At 71.4% G+C, this 18,141-nt stretch carries 17 protein-coding genes; 13 read left to right on the forward strand and 4 right to left on the reverse strand.

The genetic code is table 11. The features are described from left to right. Positions 1–39: 39 nt before the first annotated feature. Together ASE25_RS06150 and ASE25_RS06155 are read right to left on the reverse strand one after the other, a co-directional pair. The gene (locus ASE25_RS06150; RefSeq protein ID WP_056780801.1) at positions 40–702 is read right to left on the reverse strand and encodes a fasciclin domain-containing protein; all 663 of its coding nucleotides are present in this window, start codon (positions 700–702) and stop codon (positions 40–42) included. A gap of 111 nt (positions 703–813) precedes the next feature. Continuing rightward, entirely contained in the window at positions 814–2,382 is a 1,569-nt protein-coding gene (locus ASE25_RS06155) for a molybdopterin-dependent oxidoreductase (RefSeq protein ID WP_056823632.1), read from the reverse strand. Between the two features lie 104 nt (positions 2,383–2,486). On the opposite strand from ASE25_RS06155, the gene ASE25_RS06160 reads away from it, so the two are divergent. Continuing rightward, positions 2,487–3,503 (forward strand): LLM class flavin-dependent oxidoreductase, encoded by a 1,017-nt coding sequence (locus ASE25_RS06160; RefSeq protein WP_056823637.1) that lies wholly within the window; start codon positions 2,487–2,489, stop codon positions 3,501–3,503. A gap of 14 nt (positions 3,504–3,517) precedes the next feature. Here ASE25_RS06160 and ASE25_RS06165 read toward each other — a convergent pair whose 3' ends face one another. Then, positions 3,518–4,063, reverse strand: coding sequence for an SRPBCC family protein (locus ASE25_RS06165; protein WP_235508554.1), 546 nt, complete (start codon positions 4,061–4,063; stop codon positions 3,518–3,520). On the opposite strand from ASE25_RS06165, the gene ASE25_RS06170 reads away from it, so the two are divergent. From ASE25_RS06170 to ASE25_RS06190, 5 genes are all read left to right on the forward strand, one after another. Next, positions 4,062–5,105 (forward strand): ABC transporter ATP-binding protein, encoded by a 1,044-nt coding sequence (locus ASE25_RS06170; protein ID WP_056823639.1) that lies wholly within the window; start codon positions 4,062–4,064, stop codon positions 5,103–5,105. The two genes, ASE25_RS06165 and ASE25_RS06170, sit on opposite strands and share 2 nt — an antisense overlap. After that, entirely contained in the window at positions 5,102–5,848 is a 747-nt protein-coding gene (locus ASE25_RS06175) for an ABC transporter permease (protein ID WP_056780814.1), read from the forward strand. Before ASE25_RS06170 ends, ASE25_RS06175 begins: the two co-directional genes overlap by 4 nt. Next, positions 5,845–6,978, forward strand: a complete 1,134-nt coding sequence (locus ASE25_RS06180; RefSeq protein WP_056823642.1) for a sensor histidine kinase — start codon at positions 5,845–5,847, stop codon at positions 6,976–6,978. Before ASE25_RS06175 ends, ASE25_RS06180 begins: the two co-directional genes overlap by 4 nt. After that, entirely contained in the window at positions 6,975–7,589 is a 615-nt protein-coding gene (locus ASE25_RS06185; protein ID WP_056780819.1) for a response regulator, read from the forward strand. The genes ASE25_RS06180 and ASE25_RS06185 overlap by 4 nt, the downstream gene beginning before the upstream one ends. 98 nt (positions 7,590–7,687) lie before the next feature. Beyond that, positions 7,688–8,056, forward strand: coding sequence for a YciI family protein (locus tag ASE25_RS06190; protein WP_082620062.1), 369 nt, complete (start codon positions 7,688–7,690; stop codon positions 8,054–8,056). Between the two features lie 85 nt (positions 8,057–8,141). On the opposite strand, the gene ASE25_RS06195 is transcribed toward ASE25_RS06190, so the two are convergent. After that, positions 8,142–8,807, reverse strand: a complete 666-nt coding sequence (locus tag ASE25_RS06195) for an HdeD family acid-resistance protein (RefSeq protein WP_056823645.1) — start codon at positions 8,805–8,807, stop codon at positions 8,142–8,144. Positions 8,808–8,969: 162 nt separating this feature from the next. Here ASE25_RS06195 and ASE25_RS06200 point away from each other — a divergent pair, with 162 nt between their 5' ends. The 7 genes from ASE25_RS06200 (at position 8,970) to ASE25_RS06230 (ending at position 18,141) form a co-directional block, all read left to right on the forward strand. Then, positions 8,970–10,199 (forward strand): acetyl-CoA carboxylase biotin carboxylase subunit family protein, encoded by a 1,230-nt coding sequence (locus ASE25_RS06200; protein WP_056823647.1) that lies wholly within the window; start codon positions 8,970–8,972, stop codon positions 10,197–10,199. A 21-nt stretch (positions 10,200–10,220) separates the two neighbouring features. Further along, the gene (locus tag ASE25_RS06205; protein WP_056823652.1) at positions 10,221–11,147 is read left to right on the forward strand and encodes a hypothetical protein; all 927 of its coding nucleotides are present in this window, start codon (positions 10,221–10,223) and stop codon (positions 11,145–11,147) included. 5 nt (positions 11,148–11,152) lie between these two features. Next, complete coding sequence (locus ASE25_RS06210; RefSeq protein WP_056823986.1) at positions 11,153–12,295, forward strand: alpha/beta hydrolase-fold protein; 1,143 nt, start codon at positions 11,153–11,155, stop codon at positions 12,293–12,295. A 28-nt stretch (positions 12,296–12,323) separates the two neighbouring features. Further along, positions 12,324–13,052 carry an esterase family protein gene (locus tag ASE25_RS06215; RefSeq protein WP_056780827.1) on the forward strand — a complete coding sequence of 243 codons (729 nt, stop codon included), beginning with the start codon at positions 12,324–12,326 and terminating at the stop codon, positions 13,050–13,052. A gap of 101 nt (positions 13,053–13,153) precedes the next feature. Continuing rightward, complete coding sequence (locus ASE25_RS06220) at positions 13,154–15,556, forward strand: excinuclease ABC subunit UvrA (protein ID WP_056823655.1); 2,403 nt, start codon at positions 13,154–13,156, stop codon at positions 15,554–15,556. A 13-nt stretch (positions 15,557–15,569) separates the two neighbouring features. After that, complete coding sequence (locus ASE25_RS06225) at positions 15,570–16,571, forward strand: serine hydrolase (protein ID WP_056823657.1); 1,002 nt, start codon at positions 15,570–15,572, stop codon at positions 16,569–16,571. Between the two features lie 280 nt (positions 16,572–16,851). Next, positions 16,852–18,141 (forward strand): sugar ABC transporter substrate-binding protein, encoded by a 1,290-nt coding sequence (locus ASE25_RS06230; RefSeq protein WP_056823660.1) that lies wholly within the window; start codon positions 16,852–16,854, stop codon positions 18,139–18,141.

Consider the following 18,141-nt stretch of genomic DNA (forward strand, 5'->3'; position numbering starts at 1 on the left):
CCCGTCGTCGTGGTCTGCGTCAGCCTGGTCAGGTGACGATCAGGGCATCAGGACGCCGTCGATGATGTACACCGTGGCGTTGGCGGTCGGGACGTTGCCGCAGATGACCTTGGCGTCGGCCTTGCCGACGGTGAAGTTCTCGCCAGAGCCCTTGACCGTGATCGTGGTGCCGGCGAGCGTCTTGTGGTCGCCCGCGAGCTGGTCCGGCGAGAGCTTGCCGGCCACGACGTGGTTCGTGAGGATCTTGGTGAGGGTCGGCTTGTCGGCGAGGACCTTCTTGAGGTCGGCGGCCGGGATCTTGGCGAACGCGTCGTTGACGGGCGCGAAGACGGTGATCTCGGGAGCCGAGTTGAGGGTGTCGACGAGGCCGGCGGTCTTGACTGCGGTGACGAGCGTCGACAGGAGCGGGTTGGCGCTCGCGGCGGTCGCGACCGGCGCGGTGGCCATGCCGTTGAACGAGCCGGCGCCGTCCTTCGGCACCGCGGCGCAGCCCTCACCGAAGACGGCCGCAGCGGCGTCCATCGACTCGGACGAGGTCATCGTGTCGGACGGCGTGCTCGTCATGGCGTCCGAGGACGTCGCGGCGGGCGTGCTGCCACCGGCGGCGGCGGTGTTGTCGCTGGAGCTGCCGCAGGCCGCGAGGCTCAGGGGCAGGGCGATGGCGAGGGCGACGAGGCCGGTACGGGTCTTCATGCTCTTCATGTCAGTCACTCCTTGTGGCTGTGTGGTGCACGGTCATCTGGGATTCGGTGCCGCTGTGGCTCCGGATTGCTTGTCGGAGAAGTTTTTTCGCGGGTTCTTGGCCGTATGCGTTCACGCGACGGTCACCACCACCTCCTGGATGCCGCTCGACCCGCTGGGGAACGGCGTGGCGCGTTCGGTGATCTGCGCCTGCCCCTCGAGGTCGGTCGCGCGCACCGCGATGCGGTGCAGTCCGGGCTTGGCGTCCCACGGGAGGTACCACTGGCGCCAGTAGTCGATGCCGACGTCGGGGCCGAGCTTGGTCTTCTGCCACTGGCCGTCGTCGATCTTGACCTCGACCGTGCCGACGCCGCGGTGCTGGGCCCAGGCGACGCCGGCGATGGCGGTCGTGCCGGCCTTGATCGTCGACAGGGGTGCGGGCGTGTCGATGCGCGCGCTCGTCTTGATCGGGGCGTCCGTCGCCCACTGCCGCTTCGTCCAGTAGGACTGGTCGGCGGCATACGTCGTCAGGGTGAGCTTGGTCAGCCACTTCGTCGCGCCGACGAAGCCGTAGAGGCCGGGCGTGATGAGGCGCGCGGGGAAGCCGTGGGTGTCGCTGAGCTGGGCGCCGTTCATGCCGATGGCGATCATCGCGTCGCGTCCGTCGCGGACGACGGCCAGCGGGGTGCTGATGGTGAAGCCGTCGACGGCGGTGCTCAGCACCTGGTCCGGGCTGCCGGTGATGCCGGCCCGGTCGAGGACGTCGGTCAGCTTGACGCCGAGCCAGCGGGCGGAGCCGATGTAGCCGCCGCCGACCTCGTTGGAGACGCACGTCATGGTGATGTCGCGCTCGATGAGCGGCATGGCGGCGAGCTCGGCGAAGGTCATCGTGAAGGGCTTCTCGACCATGCCGTCGACCTCGAGCGTCCACGTGTCGACGTCGACCTGGGGCACGACGAGGTTGGTGTCGACGCGGTAGAACTTGTCGGTCGGGGTGCGCAGTGGTGAGATGCCGGAGACGGTCGTCTCGAGCCCCTTCGGCAGCGCCTTGGCCTTGTCGGCGGCGGCGGGCAGGACGACCTTCTTGACCGACTGGGCGCCGGCGCGCAGCTGGCCACCGACCGCGGCGAGCGCCGCGAGGGCCGTGACGCCGAGTGCGCCGAAGAGGAAGCCGCGGCGTCCGGCCTTCGAGCCGGCCGTCGAGCTGTCGGGCCCGGTGGCGTTCGTCATGACCGCGTCCCGGGGGCCGGTGGTCTCCCGGACGACGTCGCCCGAGGCGGTCCGGGCGAGACGGGCGAGCCAGACGAGCGTGGCGACACCGGCCGCCATCGCGGCAACGGCGGGCAGCGCGTCGAGCGGGCGGGCCGCGGGCCGCAGCAGCGCGGCGGCGCCGGCGAGGCCGGTGAGCAGCACGATGAAGCCGACGGCGACGGGCATCCGGCGGCGGGCGAGCAGGCCGGCCACAGCGGCGAGGACGAGCGTCACGACGAGCACCGACCCCTGGAGGATCAGCTTGTCGTTCGTGCCGAAGGTCGCGATCGCCCATTCCTTGACGGGCGTGGGGGTCAGGTCGATCACGGTCGACCCGATGGCGAGCACCGGCGAGGATGCGGGAGCGAGGAAGCCCGCGACGAGGTGGCCGGCAGCGATCCCGGCAACCGCGGCGAGGATCCCGCTGAGGGCAAATCGTAGGCGCGTCATGACTCGTGGTTCGGCGCGAGAGGGCGATCCGGATTGTCGGTCACCCGGCGCCGGCGGGCGTGCGGCGGTGGGAAGAGCACGGGCGCCGCCGTTGTTGACCGCACGTGAAGAACATCGGATTCCTCTCGTTCGGGCACTGGAACCCGTCGCCGCACTCGGGCACGCAGTCGGCGTCGGACGCCCTGCTCCAGTCCATCGACCTCGCGGTCGCCGCCGAGGAGCTCGGCGCGGACGGCGCCTACTTCCGGATCCACCACTTCGCGCGCCAGCTCGCGTCGCCGTTCCCGCTGCTCGCCGCGGTCGGGGCGCGCACGAGCCGGATCGAGATCGGGACCGGCGTCATCGACATGCGCTACGAGAACCCGCTCTACATGGCGGAGGACGCAGGGTCCGCCGACCTCATCTCCGGCGGGCGGCTCCAGCTCGGCATCAGCCGTGGGTCACCCGAGCAGGTGATCGACGGCTTCCGCTACTTCGGCTACGAGCCCACCGACGGCGACCACGCCGCGATGGCCCGCCAGCACACCGAGGTCTTCCTCGACGTCCTGTCCGGCCGGGGCTTCGCCGAGCCGAACCCGCGCCCGATGTTCCCCAACCCGCCCGGGCTGCTCCGCATCGAGCCGCACGCGCCGGGGCTGCGCGACCGCATCTGGTGGGGCGCCGGCAGCCGGGCCACCGCCGAGTGGACGGCCGAGCAGGGGATGAACCTCATGAGCTCGACCCTCCTCACCGAGGACACCGGCGTGCCCTTCCACCAGCTGCAGGCCGAGCAGATCCAGCGTTTCCGCGACGCGTGGACGGCAGCGGGGCACGAGCGGGAGCCGCGAGTCTCCGTGAGCCGCAGCGTCTTCCCCATCGTCGACGACCGGGACCGCGCGTACTTCGGCCGCGAGTCGGCGAGCCAGGACCAGGTCGGACACATCGACGGCGGGAGCGCCCGCTTCGGCAAGACGTACGCCGGTGAGCCCGACCAGCTCGTCCGTGACCTCGCGGAGGACGAGGCGATCGCCGCCGCCGACACGCTGCTCCTCACCGTGCCCAACCAGCTCGGCGTCGACTACAACGCCCACGTCATCGAGAGCCTCCTGACGCACGTCGCTCCGGAGCTCGGCTGGCGCTGACCGCCGCGCTCCCCTCAGCCGCGCGCGAGCAGCTTGCGGAGGGTGGAGCCGTATGCCGCCCCGGCGACCTTCGCGACGACGGGGTCGAGGAGCGTGGGCACGCCTCGCACCTCGATGTGCTGCGTCCACCGGACCGTCGACCCGGCGGCCGTGGGCGTCACGAGCAGGTCGATGCGTCCGCGGACGACCTTGCCCTCCTTGCGGATCCGGGCGCTCCCGGCCGAATGTGTCGTCGGCTGGACCACCGACTGCACGACCATGACGTCGTCGAAACCCACCGGCCCGACGCCCGTCCGCGCGACGAAGCGCGACCCCTCGACGAGCTCGCTCGCGCCCATCGCCTCGCCCGTCACGGTCGTGAGCGGGATGACGGCCATGTGCGCGCGCAGGTCGAGGATCCGCCGCCACGCCTCGGGTGCGGGCAGGGGGGAGTCGAGGTGCACCTCGAAGTCGGCCATGGGGTCAGTCTGTCCGGTCCGGCGCCCCGTGACACCTGTCACGCGCAGGACGTGACGCCTGCTGCTGACGCGGAGCATCGCCGAGCGGGAGAGTTGGGTCATGACCACCACACCTCGTCCGGTCGACGGCGCCTCGGGGGCGCCGGCGATCGAGCTGCGTTCGCTCGTCAAGAGCTTCCCTTCCCGACGCGGGTCCCAGGATGCCGAGGTCCGTGCCGTCGACGGCATCGACCTGCGCATCGAGCCCGGCGAGGTCGTCGCCTTCCTCGGACCCAACGGTGCCGGCAAGACGACGACCCTCGACATGGTGCTCGGCCTCACCGAGCCGACGAGCGGCACGGCCGAGGTCTTCGGCCGGCGTCCTCGCGAGGCCGTCGTCGGCGGGCACGTGTCCGCCGTCCTCCAGACGGGCGGGCTCCTGCGCGACCTCACCGTCCGCGAGACGGTCCGGATGATCGCGTCGACGTATGCCGTCCACTCCCCGGTCGACGAGGTCATCGACCGTGCCGGGCTGAGGTCGCTCGCCGACCGCCGCGTCTCCAAGTGCTCGGGCGGCGAGCAGCAGCGGCTGCGCTTCGCCCTGGCGCTCCTGCCCGACCCCCGGCTGCTCGTCCTCGACGAGCCGACGGCGGGCATGGACGTCACGGCCCGGCGCGACTTCTGGGACACGATGCACGCCGACGCCAGCGCGGGCCGCACCGTCGTCTTCGCCACGCACTACCTCGAGGAGGCCGACGCCTTCGCCGACCGCATCGTCCTCATCGCCGGCGGCCGCATCGTCGCCGACGGCACGACGGCCGAGATCCGGTCGCAGGCGAGCGGACGCACCGTCTCCGCGACGCTGCCGCCGGGCTCGGTCGCCGAGTCCGTCGCGAGGCTGCGGACGGTCGGCGGCGTGCACCAGGTCGAGGAGCGCGGCAACCGGGTCGTCGTCACGGCCGGCGACTCCGACACCGTCGCCCGGCTGCTCCTGCTCGAGCTCGGCGGCACCGACCTCGAGATCGTCACCGCCGGCCTCGAGCAGGCCTTCATGACCCTGACCGGTGACGGCCGCGACGCCCGTGACGCCCGTGACGCCCCTGACGCCCGTGACGCCCGGGACGCCCGCGACGCCACGACCCCCGACGAGGAGCTCGTCCGATGAACGCCACCTTCACGCTGCTCGAGATGCGCCGGATCACGCGCGACTGGGCGGGCATGTTCTTCACCGCCGTGCTGCCCGCCTTCTTCTACCTCATCTTCGGCGCGACGGTCGATGCCAAGGACGCCACCATCGGCAACGGCAACGTCGCGATGTACGTCATGATCAGCATGGCCGCCTACGGCGCCGTCACCGCGACGACGAGCATCGGCGGCAACGCGGCCGTCGAGCGACAGCAGGGCTGGGGGCGCCAGCTCGGGCTCACGCCGCTCGCCGACTCGTCCTACATCGCCATGAAGGCGCTCATCGCCATGACCGTGGCGGCCGTGCCGATCCTGCTGACCTTCGCCCTCGGTGCTGCGACCGGCGCTCGTGGGTCGGCGCAGGCCTGGGTGCTCAGCGCGGTGCTCTGCCTCGTCGGGTCCGCCGTCTTCGCCGTCTACGGCCTGCTCGTCGGCACGGCGTTCCGCTCCGAGGCCGCGGTCGGCGCCGCGAGCGGCACCATGGTGATCTTCGCCTTCCTCGGCAACGTCTTCATCCCGCTGTCCGGGGCCCTGCTGGCCTTCGCGAAGTTCACGCCGCTCTACGGGTACGCCGCCCTGGCGCGCTATCCGCTCACCGAGGGCTACCTGCCCGACGGGTCGCAGGACCCGCTGTGGGTGCCGATCGTCAACGTGCTCGCCTGGCTCGCGATCTTCGGGACCGCCGCCGTGCTCCTCGTGCGGCGCGGCCGGGAGCGCCAGTGACCCAGCGGGCGTCGGTCTCCGACGTTCCGGGTGCCCCGGCCGCCGACCCGGCGCCGGGGCGCAACCCGTGGGAGCGCTTCGGCTGGGTCGTCCAGTCGGTGTGGCTCGTCTTCCTCGTCTTCCCCGTCATCGCGATCGTCTCGAGCGGTCTGCCCGTCTGGCAGGTCGTGCTCGGGCTGGCGCTCGTGCTGACCTTCGCCGTCGTCTACGGCCTCGGCGCGCAGCACCTCCAGCGCCTGCACCGGAGGTGCGCGCCGACGCAGCGTCGGGGTGTCGGCTACCTGCTCGTGCTGGCCGGCTGCGCGATCGGGCTGGTTCCACTCATCGGCGCCGGCAGCCTCGGCTTCCTGCCCTTCGTCGTGTCGTTCGGGATGTTCGCGCTGCCACTCGCGTGGTCGATCGCCCTGGGCATCGCGTGCGTGGCGATCGCGACGGCGGTCGCGGTCTTCGTCGACCCCGACGAGGGCACCTGGGTCGTGGCCATCATCGTCTTCGCCGTCGGTGCGATGACCGGGGCGGTCCGGCTCATGACCGACCGGGGTGAGGACTACGAGCGGATCTCGCGCGACCTCGCCATCGTCGAGGAGCGCGAGCGCGTGGCCCGCGACGTCCACGACGTGCTCGGCCACTCGCTCACCGTCGTCACGGTCAAGGCCGAGCTGGCCGAGCGTCTCGTCGACCTCGACCCCGAGCGGGCCAAGGGCGAGCTCGCCGAGATCCAGGCGCTGAGCCGTCAGGCGCTCGCCGAGATCCGGGCGACCGTCGGGGGCCTGCGGGTGGCCCGCCTCGGTGACGAGCTGGCCTCGGCTCGCACGGCGCTCGCCGGCGCCGGCATCGAGGGCCACGTGCCCGACGACCCGAGCGCGGTCGACCCCCGCCACCGCACGGTCCTCGCCTGGGTGCTGCGCGAGGCGACGACCAACGTCGTGCGCCACAGCGACGCCGACGCCTGCTGGGTCGAGCTCGAGTCGAACCGTCTGACTGTCCGCGACGACGGTCGCGGCCTCGGCGAGCGGCCGGAGGGGAACGGCATACGCGGGCTGCGTGAGAGGGTCGAGGCCGCGGGAGGTCGGCTCTCGATCGAGACGGGCCCCGAGGGCCACGGGACCGTGCTGGAGGTGGCGCTGTGAGCACGACGATCAAGGTGCTGCTCGCCGACGACCAGGCCCTGGTGCGTGGGGCGCTCGCGGCGCTGCTCGCGCTCGAGCCCGACCTCGAGGTCGTGGCCGAGGTGGGGCGCGGTGACGAGGTCGTCGACGCCGCACGTGCCTCGGCCGCCGACGTCTGCCTCCTCGACATCGAGATGCCGGGCGTCGACGGCATCGCCGCCGCGGCCGCCGTGCGCGACGCGCTCCCCGGCGTACGCACGCTCGTCGTCACGACCTTCGGCCGCCCGGGCTACCTGCGTCGGGCGCTCGAGGCCGGCGCGTCCGGTTTCGTCGTCAAGGACACTCCGGCCCGCCAGCTCGCCGAGGCGGTGCGGCGCGTGCACGCCGGGCTCCGCGTCGTCGACCCGTCCCTCGCCACCGAGTCGCTCGTCGACGGAGCCAACCCCCTGACCGAGCGCGAGCGCGAGGTGCTCGGGGTCGCGCTGCGCGGTGGCACCGTCGCCGCCATCGCCGGGGTCGTCCACCTGTCGCCGGGCACGGTCCGCAACCACCTCAGCGCGGCCATCGGCAAGACCGGCACGTCGACGCGCGCCGAGGCCGCCCGCGTGGCCCAGGAGCGTGGCTGGCTCTGACCGGCCTTTCGAGGATCGAAGTGTCGAGTCGGGTCGCCCCCGTTCGACGTCGTGGTGGAGGCTGGGACGGACCCGGCACGACACGCAAGGAGAGACCGATGCGCTACCTCATGATCCACAAGATCGACGAGTCCCGCCCCGAGGCCTGGAACCCGAGCCAAGAGTTCCAGGACGCGATGGGCGCGCTCATGTCGGAGTACGCCGAGTCGGGCATCCTGCTCGCCGCCGAGGGCGTGACGCAGAGCAAGGACGGCGCGATCCTCCGCAAGACCGAGGGCGCCGGCGTCACGGTGACCGACGGCCCGTTCAGCGAGGCGCGCGAGGTCATCGGCGGCTTCGCCCTCGTCAACGTCGAGAGCAAGGAGCAGGCGCTCGAGCTGGCCGGGAGGTTCGCCTCGCTCTTCGACGAGGTGTCGGTCGAGGTCCGCCGGGTCTACGAGTTCGAGGACCTGCCGCAGCCGTCCTGAGCCGACCGACGTCGTGGAGGTTCGCACCCCTCGGACGGGGTGCGAACCTCCACGCTGTCGTGTGCCGTCCGGTGGCGCGAGCGGGTCAGGCGGTGGCCGGCGCCGAGGTGCTGCTGCTGCCGGCGGCCCGGCGCGCCATGAAGGCCGCGACGAGCTCGACGATGCCGATGACGATGAGCGCGATGCCGGCGATGCGGGTGAGCACGACGAGCGACGAGCCCGGGAAGATCGCGACGACGAGGCCGCCGAGGATCGAGACGACGCCGCTGACGATGAGGAAGACGCGGGTGCCGGTCGTCCGGTCGGAGCCGAAGCCCTGGACGAGCGCGGCGATGCCCTCGGCGATCCAGCCGATCGCGATGAAGATGGCGATGACGGCGAGCGAGGTGCCGGGTCGGAAGAGGCAGATGATGCCGGCGATGATCGAGAGCACGCCGAGCCCGATGGAGACGGGCTTGAGCCAGCCAGGGTCGCTCGGCAGGTCGCGCGTCACCGACAGGCGGACGGCCCCGGCGACGATGAGCTGCAGCCCGAACATGATGGCCACGATGAGCAGGGTCGCCTTGGGCCAGACGAGCACCATGATGCCGAGGATGACGGACAGGATGCCCATGGCGATGAGGGCGCCCGACCATCCGGACGAGGTGGCCGGGGACGCCCACGTCGCGGCGGCCTCGCGGCGCGTCCTCGGTGCGTCGGGTGCGGGGTCGGTCGGGTCGGGTGACGCTGCGTTCGGGACGGTGCTCGACATGGCTTCCTCCGTAAGGGGTGAGGTGCTGCCCGAGGTGCGGCACCACCAGTCTCGTCCCGATCAGCCCCCGGTGCTCGCTTTTGCCCCGCGACCCGCGCGGCGGCACACGGGGCGAGTGGCCGTCCGTGGCGGGCCCCCCGGTGGACCGATAGCGTCGACGCCGTGAACATCATCTTCGTGGAGCCGTCGTTCCCGGCGAACCAGCGTCGCTTCGTGCACGCGCTCGCCTCGGTGGGCGCGAACGTCTACGGCATCGGTGAGTCCGACGAGGCGCACCTCGGCGACGAGGTGCTGGGCGCGCTCCGCGGCTACTACCGCGTCGGCTCGGTGACGAACGTCGAGCAGATGGTCGAGGCGGTCCGCTACTTCCAGGACAAGGTCTGGATCGACGCGCTCGAGGCGACCGTCGAGGCGCACACGATGCCGGCGGCGCAGGTCCGCGAGGCGTGCGGCATCCCCGGCACGAGCGTCCGCACGACCTGGCTGTGCCGCGACAAGCCGTCGATGAAGGAGGCGCTGCGCCAGGCGGGCGTGCCCACCGCGGCGAGCGCGGCCGTCGACTCGGCCGCCGAGGCGCGCGCGTTCGCCGAGCGCGAGGGCTACCCGCTCATCCTCAAGCCGCGCGCGGGCGCCGGCGCCCAGGGCACGGTGCGCGTCGACTCCGACCACGAGCTCGAGCAGGCGCTCCAGGGCTACGCCCGCGAGGGTGCGAGCTCGATCGCCATCGAGGAGTTCGTCGAAGGTCACGAGGGCTTCTACGACACGATCAGCCTCGACGGCCGCGTCGTGCACGACTGGGCGACGCACTACTACCCCAACGTCCTCGAGGCGATGCGCCAGCGCTGGATCTCCCCGCAGTTCATCACGACGAACCGCATCGACGAGCCGGGCAACGCCTTCTACACCGAGGTGCGTGAGCTCGGGCGCCGCGTCATCGAGGCGCTCGGCATCGAGACGTCGGCCACGCACATGGAGTGGTTCTACGGCCCCAAGGGCCTGAAGTTCAGCGAGATCGGCGCCCGCCCCCCGGGTGTCGGCGCCTGGGACGTCTACTCCGCGGCCAACGAGGTCGACGTCTACCGCGAGTGGGCGCACGTCATCACCCACCGCGCGCCCGAGCGCCAGATGCAGCGCACGTATGCCGCCGGCATCGTCGCGCTCCGCCCCGACCACGACGGGTCGATCACCGGCTACACCGGCATCGACGAGATCCAGTCGCGCTACGGCGAGTGGGTCATCGACGGCCACTTCCCGCCGGTCGGGCACGGCACCCAGGGCGTCGAGGCCGGCTACATGGCCAACGCGTGGGTGCGACTGCGCCACCCCGACTTCGACACGGCGCGCGCCATGCTCGACGACGTCGGCCGCACGATCCACGTGCACGCGGGCTGAGCGCGGTTGAGCCCTGTCCTGATGTCGACGACGATCCTGCTCGGCCCCCAGCGGTTCACGACGACCGTGGGCGCCACCGTGCGCTCCCTCGGCGTGACCGGCCGCATCGCCATGGTCAACTCCGGCTGGGAGGAGCGCGAGTCCGACGACGCCGAGCTCGCCGGCCACCTCGACGGGCGCGGCGTCAACCTGCGCCTGCACCACCGGATGATGGACGTGCTGGCCAAGGACCAGCACTTCGCGGCGGCGGCGGTCGCGTTCCGCGACCGGATGGACGAGCTGCGCGCCTTCTACGGCATACGGCTCCAGGCGGCGATCGACGCCGTGCACGCCGTCGCGCACCGGACCTCGATCCACGCCGTCGGCCCCATCGCCGAGGAGTCCGCGATGGAGGCCGTGCGCGAGGTCGACCGGTGGTATGCCGCCGAGCTCGAGGAGCTCTACGGCTCGGTCCGCGCCACCGCGCCGCTCGACGAGAGCGGCACCATCGGCTGGCACCGGGGCGAGATCGGTGCGCTCCTCGACGAGTGCGAAGCGGTCGTCATCGCGGGTGGCAACGTGCGCACCCTGCTGCGCACGTTGCGCGTCTTCGACGTCACCCTCCGGCCGGAGCAGTCCGTGGTCGCGTGGTCGGCCGGTGCGATGGCCCTGACCGACGAGGTCGTGCTCTTCCACGACTTCACGCCCCACGGCGTCGCCGCGGCCGAGCTCCACGACCGGGGGCTGGGTCGGCTGCCCGGGATCGTCGCGCTGCCGCACGCCAAGAGGCGGCTGCTCCTCGACGGCCACGAGCGCATGTCGGTGCTGGCCCGGCGCTTCGCCGAGCACCGGCTGCTCCTGCTCGACGACGGGGCCGTCGTGCGCTTCCCCGACGGCGCGACCGAGCTGCCGGTCGGTGCGCGCGTCATCGACCGCACCGGTCACGTCTCGGTGGTGGGGGTCGCGTGAGCGCCATGGAACGCCTCGCCGTCAACCGCCTCCGCGAGCGACTGCCGCTCGACGGCCCGACGATCGACCGCTTCGTCGAGCGCTACGGGTGCCCGATCATCGAGGGCGAGCGCGCGACCTTCCTCTACCGAGGCAACGTCGACGAGGTGTGGGTGCGCCACCGCGTCGTCGGTCTGCCGGATCCCCTGCCGCTCAAGCGGATCGGCGAGTCCGACCTCTGGGCCGTCACGACCGTGCTGCCCGAGGGGTCGCGGGTCGAGTACCAGATCGAGATCCGCAAGGGCGACCACTACGAGCGCTTCAACGACCCGCTCAACCCGCGCCTGGCGCACAGCCCGATGGGGTCGTCGTCGGTGTGCGCGGCCATCGGCTACCGCGTGCCCGACTGGGTCGCCCACGACCCCGAGGCCCGCCCCGGCACCCTCGTCGAGGAGCAGGTCCACAGCAAGGCCCTGCGGCGCGACCAGCCGGTGCAGATCTACCTGCCGGCGCGCTTCAACCGGGCGCAGCGCTATCCGCTCCTCGTCGTCCACGACGGCACCGACTACCTCCAGTTCGCCGCGATGAAGACCGTCCTCGACAACCTCATCCACCGGCTCGACGTCGACCCGCTCGTCGCGGTCTTCGTGCCGCCTCGGGACCGGCTCAAGGAGTACCCCAACCACGCGCCGCACGCCCGGTTCATCGCGCGCGAGCTCGTGCCGCTGCTCACCGAGCGACTCCCCCTCATCGACACACCGGAGGCGCGCTGCCTCATGGGCAGCTCCTTCGGCGGCATCGCGTCGCTGTCGACGGCGGTGCGCTACCCCGGCTTCTTCGGCTCGCTCATGCTCCAGTCCGCCTCGCTCGTCTTCACCGACATCGGCTTCGACCACGGCGGCGGCCCGGCCTTCGACCCGGTCGTGAAGTTCGTCAACCGCTTCCGCGAGAAGCCGTCGGCGGTCGTCGACCGCCTCTTCATGTCGTGCGGCGTCTACGAGCCGCTCATCACCCCGAACCGGTCGATGGTCCCGGTCTTCCGCCATGCCGGCATGACGGTGCGCTACACGGAGTCGCGCGACGGCCACAACTGGGAGAACTGGCGCGACCGTCTCGGTGACGGACTCGCGTGGCTCTTCCCCGGACCCCAGAAGTTCGTCTACGAGTGACGAGCGCAAGTGAGAAGGCAGGTCACCCATGAAGGTCACCGACCGGTGGTACTCCGACCGTCTGGGCCAGGACATCAGCGTCGCGAGGTGGGGCTCCTACGGCGCGCCCGTGCTGCTCTTCCCGACCGCGGGGGGTGACGCGGAGGAGGTCGAGCGGCACAAGATGATCGCGCACCTCGAGCCGCTCATCGCGGCCGGCCGAGCCAAGGTCTACTCCGTCGACAGCGTCGCGGGGCGGGCCCTGGCCGAGGGGCGCGGCACGCCCGACCACCAGCTCGCCCTCTTCAACGGCTTCCACGAGGCGATCGCCCGCGAGGTCATCCCGGCGATCCACTCCGACCTCGGCGGCCAGCCGATCCCGGTCACCGTCGCGGGCGCCTCGATCGGCGCCTTCAACGCCCTCGCCATCACGTGCCGCTACCCCGAGCTCGTGCAGTCGGCCGTGTGCATGAGCGGCACCTACGCCATCGAGCAGTTCCTCGGCGGGCACGTCAACGACGACCTCTACTTCAGCTCGCCGCTGCGCTTCCTGCCCGGTCTCGAGGGTCCGGCGCTCGACGTTCTACGCACGCGGATGATCGTGCTCGCCTCGGGCAGCGGCCGCTGGGAGGACGTCGGCGAGTCCCGTGCCGTCGCGCACCTCCTCGGCAGCAAGGGCATCCCCAACCGCGTCGACGACTGGGGCACGGCCTACGACCACGACTGGCCGACGTGGTGGGCGATGCTCCCGCTCTACCTCGACGACCTCCTCCCCTGACGGCATACGCCCTCTCTCCCGGTCGAGGGCCGCTCGGTCACGCGTGAGGTCGTCGGGAATCGGGAGGCCCGGGGTGGGCGCGGGGCCGTAGCGTACGTCGCATGGAGTCGAAGAGCACCGCTGCGAAGACCGCGTCGCGCCCCTCCGCCGGGTCCCACCCGGCCGACGTCCACGACATGATCCGCGTCCAGGGCGCGCGCGAGAACAACCTCAAGGACGTCAGCCTCGACCTGCCGAAGCGCCGGCTCACGGCGTTCACCGGCGTCTCCGGCTCGGGCAAGAGCTCGCTCGTCTTCGCGACCATCGCCGCCGAGTCGCAGCGGATGATCAACGAAACCTACAGCGCCTTCGTCCAGGGCTTCATGCCGTCGCTCGCGCGCCCCGACGTCGACTACCTCGACGGCCTGACGACGGCCATCATCGTCGACCAGGAGCGGATGGGTGCCAACCCGCGCTCGACGGTCGGCACCGCGACCGACGCCAACGCGATGCTGCGGATCCTCTTCTCCCGCATCGGGACCCCCCACATCGGGCCGCCGACCGCCTTCGCCTTCAACGTGCCGACGCGGGTCGCGAGCGGCGTCATGAAGACCGACAAGGGCAACCGCCAGGAGACCTCGATCGTCCGCGAGGCGGTCTACCAGGGCGGCATGTGCGCGCGCTGCGAGGGGATGGGGTCGGTCAACGACTTCGACCTCACCGCGATCTACGACGAGAGCAAGTCGCTCGCCGACGGCGCGCTGCTCGTCCCCGGCTACAGCATGGACGGGTGGTACGGCCGGATCTTCAGCGGCGCCGGACTGCCCATGGACAAGCCGGTCGGCAGGTTCACCGAGCGCCAGCTCCAGAAGCTGCTCTACGGACAGCCCGAGAAGATCAAGGTCGAGGGCGTCAACCTCACCTACGAGGGCGTCCTGTCGAAGGTGCAGAAGTCGATGCTGTCCAAGGACCTCGACGCGATGCAGCCGCACGTGCGCCGCTTCGTCGAGCGGGCGGTCACGTTCACGACCTGCCCCGAGTGCAAGGGCACGCGACTGTCGCAGGAGGCGCTGAGCTCGAAGATCAAGGGCAAGAACATCGCCGAGCTGTGCACCATGCAGATCAGCGACCTCGCCGAGTGGCTCCGCGACGTCGACGACCCGTCGGTCGCACCGCTCCTGCGGGGGCTGCAGCACCTGCTCGACTCCTTCGCCGAGATCGGACTCGGCTACCTCTCGCTCGACCGGCCCGCGGGCACGCTGTCGGGTGGTGAGGCCCAGCGCACCAAGATGATCCGTCACCTCGGCTCGTCGCTCACCGACGTCACCTACGTCTTCGACGAACCGACGATCGGGCTCCACCCCCACGACATCGCGCGGATGAACCAACTGCTGCTCCAGCTGCGCGACAAGGGCAACACCGTCCTCGTCGTCGAGCACAAGCCCGAGACGATCGCCATCGCCGACCACGTCGTCGACCTCGGCCCGGGCGCGGGCACCGCGGGCGGTGAGGTCGTCTTCGAGGGCACCGTCGAGGGACTGCGCAAGAGCGACACGACGACGGGCCACCACCTCGACGACCGGGTCAACCTCAAGGCCTCGCTGCGCGAGGCGACCGGGGCGCTGCAGGTCCGCGGCGCGTCGACCCACAACCTGCGCGACGTCGACGTCGACATCCCGCTCGGGGTGCTCTGCGTCGTCACCGGGGTCGCCGGGTCGGGAAAGAGCTCGCTCATCCACGGGTCCGTCGCCAAGCGCGACGGTGTCGTCGTCGTCGACCAGGGTGCCATCCGCGGCTCGCGCCGGAGCAACCCCGCGACCTACACCGGACTGCTCGAGCCGATCCGCAAGGCCTTCGCCAAGGCCAACGGCGTCAAGCCCGCGCTCTTCAGCTCCAACTCCGAGGGGGCCTGTCCGGCCTGCAACGGCGCCGGCGTCATCTACACCGAGCTCGGCGTCATGGCGACGGTCGAGTCGACGTGTGAGGAGTGCGAGGGCCGGCGCTTCCAGGCCGCGGTGCTCGAGTACGAGCTCGGCGGGCGCAACATCGCCGACGTCCTCGCACTGCCGGTGGCCGAGGCGCTCGACTTCTTCGACGCAGGCGAGGCGCGCACCCCTGCCGCCCACACGATCCTCGAGCGGCTCGCCGACGTCGGCCTCGGCTACCTCACGCTCGGCCAGCCGCTCACGACGCTGTCCGGCGGGGAGCGCCAGCGCCTCAAGCTGGCCACCCAGATGGCCGAGAAGGGCGACGTCTACGTCCTCGACGAGCCGACGACCGGCCTGCACCTCGCCGACGTCGAGAACCTGCTCGGCCTGCTCGACCGGCTCGTCGAGTCGGGCAAGTCGGTGCTCGTCATCGAGCACCACCAGGCCGTCATGGCGCACGCCGACTGGATCATCGACCTCGGACCGGGGGCCGGTCACGACGGCGGCAACGTCGTCTTCGAGGGGACACCGGCCGACCTCGTCGCCGACCGCCCGACGCTGACCGGCGAGCACCTCGCCGCCTACGTCGGGGCCTGACCGGGCGCGCGCCGTGGACCTCGACGCCGCGGTCGCCGATGTCGTGCGCGAGCACGGCTTCTCGGGCGTCGTCCGCGTCGACCTCGGCGGCGAGGTCGTGCACGCCTCGGCACACGGTCTCGCCGACCGTGCCCACGACCTGCCCAACACGCTCGACACGCAGTTCGGGACCGCCAGCGTCTGCAAGGGCCTGACCGCGCTCACCGTGGTGAGCCTCGTGGCCGAGGGTCGCGTCGCCCTCGAGACCCCTGTGCGCGCGGTCGTCGGCGACGACCTGCCCGACATCGGGGAGGACGTCACGATCGAGCACCTGCTCTCCCACCGTTCGGGCATCGGAGACTACCTCGACGAGGACGCCGACCTCGACGCCTCCGACTACGTCATGACCCTGCCGGTGCACCGTCTCGCCACGACCGAGGGCTACCTGCCGGCCCTCCGCGGACGACCGGCGAAGTTCGCTGCGGGAGAACGCTTCTCGTACTGCAACAGCGGCTTCGTCGTGCTCGCCCTCGTCGTGGAACGGCTGACCGGCACGAGCTTCCACGAGGCGGTCGAGGAGCGAGTCTGCGCCCGCGCCGGGACGGTCGACACGGCATACCTCCGCTCCGACGAGCTGCCGGGGCGCGCCGCGCTCGGCTACCTCGACGCCGTCGGGCTGCGCACCAACGTGCTGCACCTTCCCGTCCGTGGCAGCGGTGACGGTGGGATGTACACGACGGCCGACGACCTCCACGCGCTGTGGGACGCGTTCCTCGGCGGTCGCATCGTCGACCCGCCCTGGGTCGCCGAGATGCTGCGCCCGCGCACCGACGTCATGGACGACGGCCGGCGCTACGGCCTCGGTGTCTGGCTCGACGGGACGGGTGACGGGGTGGTGCTCAACGGCTACGACGCCGGCGTCTCGGCGGTGACCCGGCACGAGCCGTCGCGGGACCTGACGTGGTCGGTCCTGGCCAACCGGAGCGACGTCGCGTGGCCGGTCTCGCAGCGCCTCCGCGAGGTCCTGGCGGGCTGAGGCCACCCCTCGGGGAGTCCGCATCGCGGACCTCCGGGCGCGACGCCCCACGCCGTCAGTGATGCCCCCGGGCAGCACACAGGGACCCGCGGCGGTCTGCTCTGCAGGCCTGTCCCGGGTCTGGATCCGACCTGTCCTACGGATTGACAGGTGATCGAATGTGATCGATTGTAGTCCCGCCCAAGCACAAACGAGCGATCAGGCTTGGGTTGCCCGATGACGTGCACCGGACCGCAGCGGCCTCCCGCCAGCCGCGGACCCCCCACCCAAGGAGTCGCGAATGCGCAGAACGTCCACGCTGGCCGCCACGGCCGTGCTCACCCCGCTGCTCGTGCTCGGCCTCGCCGCGTGCGGCCAGTCCACCGGCGGCGCCACGGCCGACGCCCAGCCCGAGTCGGGGCCGGTCACGATCTCCTATGGCATCTGGGACAAGAACCAGATGCCGGCCATGCAGAAGATCGCCGACGAGTTCCACGCCGCGAACCCGAACGTCACGGTCAAGATCCAGGTGACGCCGTTCAAGCAGTACTTCACGACCCTGCAGACGGCCGCCGCCGGCGGCGGTGCCCCCGACGTCTTCTGGATGAACGGCCCCAACGTCAAGCTGTACGCCGCGAACCAGCAGCTGCTGCCCCTGGACCAGACGATCAGCCGCGCCAAGCTCGACCTCGCGAAGTACCCCGAGGCCCTCGTCGACCTCTACACCTACGACGGCAAGAGGTACGGCATCCCGAAGGACTTCGACACGATCGGCGTCTGGTACAACAAGGGGCTCTTCGACGCGAAGAAGCTCGCCTACCCCAAGGACGACTGGACCTGGGCGGACTTCCAGTCCGCAGCCCGGGCACTCACCGACAAGACCAAGGGCGTCTACGGCGCCGCGGCTCCCGTCGAGGACCAGGCCGGCTTCTACGACACGATCCCCTCGGCCGGTGGCCAGGTCATCGACGCCGCCGGCACCAAGAGCGGCTTCGACTCCCCCGAGGCGCTCCAGGGCATCGAGTTCTGGACCTCGCTCGTCAAGGACGGGGCGTCGCCGACGGTCCAGCAGATGACCGACACGAGCCCCGGCGACATGTTCAAGGCCGGCAAGGTCGCGATGTACTGGAACGGCTCGTGGGCCGCGGTCGAGTACAACGGCGTCCCCGAGCTCAAGGACGCCGTGAATGTCGCGCCGGTCCCCGCCGGGCCCAAGGGCCAGGTCTCGGTCATCCACGGCCTCGGCAACGTCATCTACGCCAAGACGAAGCACCAGGACGCCGCGCAGAAGTTCGTCGGCTTCCTCGGCGGTGAGCGCGCCGCGCAGATCCAGGCGGACGCCGGCGCGGTCATCCCCGCCTACGAGGGCACCCAGGAGGCGTGGGTCAAGGCGATGCCGCAGTTCAACCTCAAGGCCTACGTCGACGAGGTCGCGACCGCCGTGCCCTACCCGGCGTCGAAGAACACCAAGGCGTGGACGACCCTCCAGACCGACCTCCTCACGAAGGTGTGGAACGGCGAGGTCGACGCGGCGACGGGCCTCAAGGACCTCGCCACGCAGATGAACGCGGCGCTCGCCAAGGAGAAGTGA

Origin of the sequence: Terrabacter sp. Root85 (genome assembly GCF_001429185.1) — a bacterium.
In the GTDB taxonomy this organism is placed as follows: Bacteria; Actinomycetota; Actinomycetes; order Actinomycetales; family Dermatophilaceae; genus Terrabacter.